Source organism: Bradyrhizobium sp. AT1, from assembly GCF_001590795.1.
GTDB lineage: Bacteria > Pseudomonadota > Alphaproteobacteria > Rhizobiales > Xanthobacteraceae > Bradyrhizobium.
In genome coordinates this window covers 558749-564894 of the sequence record NZ_JXDL01000001.1, presented here as the reverse complement: position 1 = coordinate 564894, position 6146 = coordinate 558749, and the positions used below count along the sequence as shown (strand labels likewise).

The window sequence follows — 6146 nt, the reverse complement described above, 5'->3', positions numbered from 1 at the left end:
GGTCTCCGCGCGCGGCTCACCGGCGATCGCGCAGGCGCGCACCAGGGTCCGGCTCGGCTATCTCCATGTGGTCGCCGTGGACGGGCAGATCTGGACGGGCCTCGATCGCGGCTCGTTCGACCGCGAGGGGATCGATTTCGAGCTGCACGAATTCAACACCGGCCCCGAGGCGTTCGAGGCGATGATGCGGGGAGAGATCGACGTCGCTTCGGCCGGCGGCGTCATCTCAAACTATCTGGCGCTCGGCCACGGTCGGGGCTTTCTCATCAACGACATCGAGGTTGCGACCACTCAGCTTTGGGTCCGGCCCACGCTCGGGGTGAACCGGCTCGACGATCTCAGGGGCAAGCGGATCGCGACGACCAGGAAGACCACCGCGCATATTTTCCTCGACCGGGCTTTGCGCGCCAACAACATCACGCCGACCGAGGTGGACATCGTCGATGCGAGCATGCCGGACGCGGTCAAGGCGTTCATCGCCGGCGAGGTGCCGGCCATCGCGCTTTGGGTGCCGTTCAATGTCGCTGTCCGTGAATCGCTGCCAGACGCCGTGAAACTCGTGGATGCTTCCGCGTTCTATCCGCAATCGGCCATACTCGGCGGCTGGGGGGCGCGCATGGGATATTACGCCGGCAATAGGGAAGTCCTGAGCCGGATCATCCGTGGCTGGATTGATGCAAATGACCACATGGTACGCAACCCGGCCGCGGCAGCAGAAGCGCTCCAGACCCACTACCAGTCGTCGCGCCCAGCCGACATCGCCGAAGCCCTCAAGGCGCAAAAACTATACTCCGCGCGCGAATGGCGGCGGCTCTATGCGGACGGCACCGTCGTAAAGTGGCTGCAGCAGGTCAGCGACTTCTTCATGGCGGATGCCGGCGTCAGCGGCGCGCTCCGCGCGTCGGTCTATTTCGATACGCGCCTTTTTCTATCGACCGTCGGATAAAGGTCATTCGGCCATGTCTTGAGCATTTTCCGCCAAGGCACGGCGGTTCCAGGCAAGAGCCTGCCCCATTTCCCGGGTAAGATTCGCGCCGCATCACTTTCGCGATGGCGCGGCGCCTCGCCGCAGAGAAGATCGCGCCCGCAATGTGCCCTGGAGATCTTTCATGAAGATTGTCGTGATCGGCGGATCCGGATTGATCGGATCCAAGCTCGTGGCGAAGCTCAAGCAGCAAGGTCACGAGGCCGTGGCAGCCTCACCGAAATCAGGCGTGAATGCCGTGACCGGCGAAGGCCTCGCTGCGGCATTGGCGGGCGCGGATGTCGTCGTCGACGTCGCCAACGCACCGTCCTGGGAGCCCGCCGCAGTGCTCGAGTTCTTCGAACGTTCGAGCAAGAATCTCGTCGCGACGGAGGCTTCGGCGGGTGTGAAGCATCACGTGGCGCTGTCGATCGTCGGGACCGAGCGGTCGCCGGACAACGCCTATTTCCGGGCCAAGCTCGCTCAGGAGACCATCATCAAGTCGGCCCGGGTCCCCTACTCGATCGTGCGCGCCACACAGTTCTTCGAATTCCTCGGTGCCATTGCCGACATGGGTACAACTGACGGCAAGATCGTCGTTCCCTCGGCCTTGTTTCAACCGATCGCCGCGGACGACGTCGCTGCCCGCCTTGCGGAGGTCGCAACGGACAACCCGCTCAACGGTACGATCGACATCGCAGGTCCCGAGAAAGCTCCTTTCAATGAATTCATCGCGCGCCGCCTGAAGGCGTCAGGCGACACCCGGACGGTGATCGGAGATCCGAAGGCGCCCTATTACGGCGGCCCTATCGACGATACATCGCTGAACCCGCTCGGCGAGGCGCGGCTGGGGACAACGCCGCTGGCGGCGTGGCTCGCGAGCCTCTAAGAGCCCTGCGGTCGTTCAACTCCGGCCCTTGGTGGCTGCGGCCATCTCCGCGGCGAGCAGCACTGCGGCGCGGCTGGCGCCAATCGATGCGACGCCCTGCCCCGCGATGTCATAGGCGGTGCCGTGCGCGGGCGTGCAGATCGGGAATGGAAAGCCGCCGAGCAAGGTCACGCCGCGATCGAAGCCCATCAGCTTCATCGCGATCTGGCCCTGGTCGTGATACATCGTCAGCACCGCATCGAAGGCGCCGGCCTTGGCGCGCAGAAACACCGTGTCGGCCGGGAACGGTCCCTCCGCCGCGATGCCCTCGGCCTGCCCGGCTGCGACCACGGGCGCGATCACGTCGATCTCCTCGCGGCCGAAATTGCCGCCGTCGCCGGCATGCGGATTGAGACCGGCGACCGCGATGCGCGGCCGCGCGAAGCCGGCGTTGCGCATGCAGGAATCAGTCAGCTTGAGCGCGCGATGGATGCGCTCGCTGGTCAGTCTTGCGGCGACGTCCTTCAGCGGTATGTGCGACGTGACCCGTGCGTTCCAGAGCCGATCGAGCACGTTGAATTCGCTGGCCGGAGTCTCGAGGCCGACCACCTCCGCGGAGAACGCGATCTCGTCGTCGTACTCGGCGCGCGCAAGCCGCATCGCCTGCTTATTGAAGGGGGTGAAGCAGACCGCGTCGACGCGGCCGTCCCGGCCGAGCTCGAGCGCGTGCTTGTAATTCGCCAGGGCGAACGTCCCGCCGGCAAGGGTCGCGGTCTTCGGCTCGATGTCTGCGGGATCGAGGTGCCGCAGATCGACAAACTTCACATCGCTCTGCGCCGCGCGAAGATCAGTGCCCGGCTCCACTCTCCTCAGCTCCGGCTTGACGCCGGCAATGCGTGCGCCTTCGTCGAAGATGCGGCGGTCACCAATGATCACGAGCCGGCAGCTCGCGCGGATGTCGTCCTGCACCGCGAGCTTCGCCGTCAGCTCGGGGCTGATGCCGGCGGGATCTCCCATGGCGAGCGCGATCAGCGGCTTTGCGGTCATATGATCACTTTCTCCTGGGCGGTCGTTTCGGTCGAAGGGGATGCGGGCTTGCGCCGAAGCTTTGCGAGCTGCAGCACGAGCGGCAGCAGCAGAAGCGCGATGCCGGCCACGATCAGGCATGTCACCAGCTTGTTGGCAAAGAAGATGCCGAGGGACCCCTTGGACATCAGCATCGACTGCCGGAACGCATCCTCGGCCTTGTCGCCGATGACGATGGCGAGCACGAGAGGCGCCAAGGGATAGAACAACTTCTTGAAGAGATAGCCGACGATCCCGAAGCCCAGCATCATGACAACGTCGAGATAGGAGTTCGACACGGAATAGGCACCGACGACGCAGATGATTACGATCAGCGGCGCGATCACCACGAAGGGAATCCGCATCAAGGCGGCGAACACCGGAACGGTGAGCAGCACCAGCGCGACGGCAACGATGTTGCCGACATACATCGAGGCGATCAGGCCCCAGACGAAATCCTTCTGGTCGACGAACAGCATCGGCCCGGGATTGAGACCCCAGATCATCAATCCGCCCATCATGACGGCCGCGGTCGCCGAGCCGGGAATGCCGAGCGAGAGCATCGGCAGCAGCGCGCTGGTGCCGGCGGCATGATCGGCAGTCTCCGGCGAGATGATGCCTTCGACCTCGCCCGTGCCGAAATAGCGGCCGCGGCGCGAGAAGCGGCGGGCGATGCCGTAGCTCATGAAAGAGGCCGCGGTCGGGCCGCCCGGCGTGATCCCCATCCAGCAGCCGATGGCGGCGCTCCGCAGCAGCGCCACGCCGTGCCGGGGCAGCCGGCCGACGGCACGGAACACTTCGCGCCAATCGATCTTCGACGACACGGCGCGGGCGTGAAATTCCTCCTCCACGGCGACCAGGAGTTCGCCAATGCCGAACAGGCCCATCACCGCGACGACGAAGTTCACGCCCTTGACCAGCTCGTCGACCCCCATGGTGAGGCGGACGCTGCCGGACACCGTGTCGATACCGATCGCCGCGATCGCAAACCCGATCGCCAGCGCCACGATTGTCTTGACCGGCGCGGCGCCGCCCATGCCGACGAAGCTGGCAAAGGCCAGGAAATAGACGGCGAAGTATTCCGCCGGCCCGAAAGCAAGTGCGACCTGCGCCACCCAGGATGCGAGGAAGGTGATCAGGATGACACCGATCAGCGCTCCGAACGCAGCCGAGCCGAACGCCGTGGCGAGCGCGGTGGTCGGCCTGCCGTCCCGCGCCATCGGATAGCCGTCGAAAGTGGTCGCGACGGAGGACGGCTCGCCGGGAATATTGAACAGGATCGAGGTGACCGAGCCGCCGAACAGCGCGCCCCAATACATGCTGGAGAGCAGGATGATGGCCGACACCGGCTGCATGCCGAAGGTCAGCGGCAACAGCAGCGAGACGCCGTTCGGAGCGCCCAGCCCCGGCAACACGCCGACGAGAATGCCGAGCAGCACGCCGACGACCATCAGCACCAGATGCGGCACCGTGACCGCGATGCTGAAGCCGTGCAGGAGCTCGCCGAGATTGTCCATCGGACTCGCCCCTAGAAGCCGAGTGCCGCGGCGAGTGCGCCGTGCGGCAAGCTGACCTGGAACATGCGCTCGAACACGACGTAGAGCGCAAGCGCCGTCGCCGCCGCCATCCCCAGCGCCCGCGGCACCGATTGATGCCGGGGGATCGCCAGTACAGCGAAGACATAGAGCGCCGAGGCGACGTACATCCCCGCGAGCGGGATCGCGGCCACGAAAATCGCGGCCGGCACGAACAGGCCGGCAAGCCGGCGCAGCTCGATCGGCGTGATTGCGATGGGGACATTGGCCAGGGACGCGACCGGCAACGCGCCCCGCACCAGGTTGTAGAGGCTCCCGAGCACGATGATGGTCCCGGTCAGGAACGGAAACGTGCCGGCTTCGACGCCCGCGCTAGACCAGCCGATGCCGTTGTCGAGGCTTTGGATCACGACAGCGACACCAAAGCCGCCGGTGAGGACGGCTGTTGCGAGCTCGAGGGCGCGGCGGGAGATCATCGGGGGCTCGGCTCAGGCCGCGTGAAGTTGCTGGTATGACGCACGCACTCTCCCACCCCCGGTGTCGTCCCTGCGAACGCAGGGACCCATAACGCCGGGAGCAGATTGACGAAGATACGAAGCCACGTCGGTACGGCGACCAACACTTCTCGACAGATCACGCGGTATGGGTCCCTGCGTTCGCAGGGACGACGGTCGAGATTGAAGGGCGATCGTCGCTTCACTTGACCAGCCAGCCCTGCTCGCCTGCGACCTGCTTGACGTGCTCGAGGTCCTCCTTGATGAATTTGTCGAACTCGGCGCCGGTCAGGAATGTGTCCACCTGGGACGTCTTCTCGATGTAGTCCTTCCACTCCGGCGTCGCCTGCACCTTCTTCATGAGGTCGACATAGAACGCGGCCTGGTCCGGCGTGACCTTTCCGGGCAGCCACACCGTGCGCGGCTGCTCATATTGCTTGATGTCGAGGCCCTGCTCGACACAGGTTGGGACGTCGCTCCAGCCTTCGCTTGCGGTGACCTTGGGGCCCTGCGGCAGTCGCTTCGGACTGAAGACGCAGAGCGGACGCTGCGTGCCGCCGCGCCATTGCCCGAGGCTTTCGCTGGGATTGTTGACGTGGGAGTCGAGATGGCCGCCGGCAAGCTGCACGGCGGTCTCGGCGCCGCTCTTGAAGGGGATATAGGTCAGCTTGACCTTGCCGGTCTTCTCGATCATGCGCGTCAGCACCTCGTCGGTGTCCTTGGACTGCGCGCCCCCCATCTTGAATTCGCCCGATGCAGCGGCCTTCAAATAATCGCCGGCGGTCTTGTAAGGCGAGTCCTGCTTGACCCAGAGCAGGAACTCGTCCTGCGCCATTGCCGCGACCGGAGTGAGATCGGTGTAGTTGAAGGCGACCTTGGAGACGAGCGGCTGCTGCCAGGCGTTCGAGGTGCCGAAGATCACCTTGTAGGGATCGCCGGCCGAGGCCTTGCCATAGACATAGCCTTCGGCGCCGCTGCCGCCGCCCTTGTTGACGACGACGATCGGCTGCTCCGTCAGCTTGTGCTTGGTGATGATGTTCTGCACCGCGCGGGCGAGATTGTCGGTGCCGCCGCCGGGACCGGCGGTGGCCACGAATTCGATCGGCTTTTGCGGTTGCCAGGCGCTGAGCGCCGGCATCGTGCCGGCGAGCACGGTTGCCGCTGCGGAGAGCAGGAATACAGACGTCCGACCCATGATTTCCTCCAGCTGATTTTTGTCT

Annotated in this window: 6 protein-coding genes; 2 read left to right on the top strand and 4 right to left on the bottom strand. The window is 65.1% G+C overall.

Annotated features, from left to right (window positions below; all coding sequences use genetic code 11):
- A partial coding sequence (locus SE92_RS02665) for an ABC transporter substrate-binding protein (RefSeq protein ID WP_063203309.1) occupies positions 1-946 on the top strand: 946 nt, incomplete at its 5' end.
- Positions 947-1109: 163 nt separating this feature from the next.
- Positions 1110-1853, top strand: coding sequence for an SDR family oxidoreductase (locus SE92_RS02660; protein WP_063194344.1), 744 nt, complete (start codon positions 1110-1112; stop codon positions 1851-1853).
- A 15-nt stretch (positions 1854-1868) separates the two neighbouring features.
- Here the strand turns inward: SE92_RS02660 and SE92_RS02655 are convergent, their stop codons facing one another.
- The 4 genes from SE92_RS02655 to SE92_RS02640 form a co-directional block, all read right to left on the bottom strand.
- Complete coding sequence (locus tag SE92_RS02655; protein WP_063194343.1) at positions 1869-2879, bottom strand: 4-hydroxythreonine-4-phosphate dehydrogenase PdxA; 1011 nt, start codon at positions 2877-2879, stop codon at positions 1869-1871.
- Positions 2876-4414, bottom strand: a complete 1539-nt coding sequence (locus tag SE92_RS02650; RefSeq protein WP_063194342.1) for a tripartite tricarboxylate transporter permease — start codon at positions 4412-4414, stop codon at positions 2876-2878. The genes SE92_RS02655 and SE92_RS02650 overlap by 4 nt, the downstream gene beginning before the upstream one ends.
- Positions 4415-4425: 11 nt before the next feature.
- On the bottom strand, positions 4426-4908 hold the full coding sequence (locus tag SE92_RS02645; protein ID WP_063194341.1) for a tripartite tricarboxylate transporter TctB family protein: 483 nt from the start codon (positions 4906-4908) through the stop codon (positions 4426-4428).
- A gap of 220 nt (positions 4909-5128) precedes the next feature.
- The gene (locus SE92_RS02640; protein WP_063194340.1) at positions 5129-6121 is read right to left on the bottom strand and encodes a Bug family tripartite tricarboxylate transporter substrate binding protein; all 993 of its coding nucleotides are present in this window, start codon (positions 6119-6121) and stop codon (positions 5129-5131) included.
- Positions 6122-6146: the final 25 nt, after the last annotated feature.